Source organism: Rhodovulum kholense (assembly GCF_003053725.1).
GTDB classification, from domain to species: domain Bacteria; phylum Pseudomonadota; class Alphaproteobacteria; order Rhodobacterales; family Rhodobacteraceae; genus Rhodovulum; species Rhodovulum kholense.
Map to the genome: position 1 here is coordinate 1 of NZ_QAYC01000047.1, position 1,438 is coordinate 1,438.

Annotated in this window: 1 protein-coding gene; it reads right to left on the bottom strand. The window is 55.5% G+C overall.

The window, feature by feature from the left end; all coding sequences use genetic code 11:
- Positions 1 to 194 precede the first annotated feature (194 nt).
- On the bottom strand, positions 195 to 1,262 hold the full coding sequence (locus C8N38_RS20995; protein ID WP_108029040.1) for a type I restriction endonuclease: 1,068 nt from the start codon (positions 1,260 to 1,262) through the stop codon (positions 195 to 197).
- Positions 1,263 to 1,438: the final 176 nt, after the last annotated feature.

Genomic DNA, 1,438 nt, shown 5'->3' on the forward strand with positions numbered 1-1,438 from the left:
GCCAACACCGAAAACAGGTTCGCCTATGCTTGCTGCGCTTTCCACGAGTGGCTGCTTTCTTGTTTTCTGTGGTCAGCAGGGTCCGGAGCGTCGAATGGCCGCTATCGGCAGATCTCGGCGAGGTCTGATCTGCGGAACGTCGAAGAGAGTGGGGCGTTTCGATTTTACTCCGGCTTCAGAATATCGGCAAAGGCTTAAGCGGTTAGATACGACCGGACGACTGCCTCGATGGCGTCGGTGTGAGCATATAGATCTGCAGGCCCATCGACACGCACTTTGGTTTCAACCTTTTCGGGGTCGAACAGGCCAATGTTCTTAGTTGTCGGAGAGTTGAAATATAGTCGGCAGATCGGGCGACGGTTGTTGTCGTCCATCAGGATGGCGCAGTAGCTCTTGGCGTCCCTGATTGTGATCCGTTCAATCGGCGCGATCCTGGCTGCAATGGCCCGGACGATCATGAAGCCCTCGCGCTCTTCGTCGGTCGTCTCTATCTCGGCGTCGGCTGCCGCACGCGATGTGTCTGCCTTCTCAGGCAAAGGCGCGTGGTCGTCGCGGAGCTTGATGCTCAGGGTGTCCTGGATACGGTCTCGTACAATTTCATCCAACGCGGCCTGGATCGCGGGCTTCAACTGCTCGGAAACTGTCTTCGTGATCGAGCCGTCGTGTATCTGGCGCCCAACGAGGCGGACGAACTCGTCGTCCGGTTCTTCTAACTGTCTCTTCAGATAGTTCGCGGCGGCCCTCGTGTATTTGAGGTTCGAAGCCGCTTCGATGATCGAATCGATGGCGAAACAGCTCTTTTGGAAGCGCCCTAGTTCGCGCACCTGCGCCTTGTCGTGCTTCTGAAAATCGAAGGTGAAGAACGGTCGCTTGTCCATCTTGTTCGGTTCGTCGGTATCCGAGAAGAACCAAGCTTCTTTGCCGTTTGTCAGGATGGCCAGTCGCGCTTCGGTAACATGAAAATAGCGGAACAACTGACTGAACTGCGTGTCGCCCAGTTTGCTGTTGATCGGCTTGGCCTCGACCAACATGGCGATCTGACCGTCGATTTTGATCGCGAAATCGACTTTCTCACCCTTCTTCGTGCCCACGTCAGCGACGAACTCCGGCAAGACCTCTTCGAGGTTGAAGACGTCGAATCCCAGCGCTTGAATGAACGGAAGAACGACGGCGGTTTTTGTGGCTTCCTCGGTAAGTGCTTGGCGCTCCGCGGCCTTGGACCTGTTGGCAAGCGCTTCAATTCTCTCGAGGAATTCGTCCATGATCCACTCCAATTGCCTTCGATTCGCGCAATAACCCCAGCGTGGAGCAGGTTCGCAAAAGAAGTCTAGAGGGTTTCGGGGTGCTCTGTTCCCTGAAAACTGGACCGTTTGAAGCTGGAGTTTTCGGCTAATCTTTCCTGGCTGGGAGAGGAGCGGAAACGCATGAAGGCATCGAA

Coding starts and splice junctions, on each gene's coding strand:
- C8N38_RS20995 (WP_108029040.1), bottom strand. CDS start 1,262: ATGGACGAATTCCTCGAGAGAATTGAAGCGCTTGCCAACAGGTCCAAG.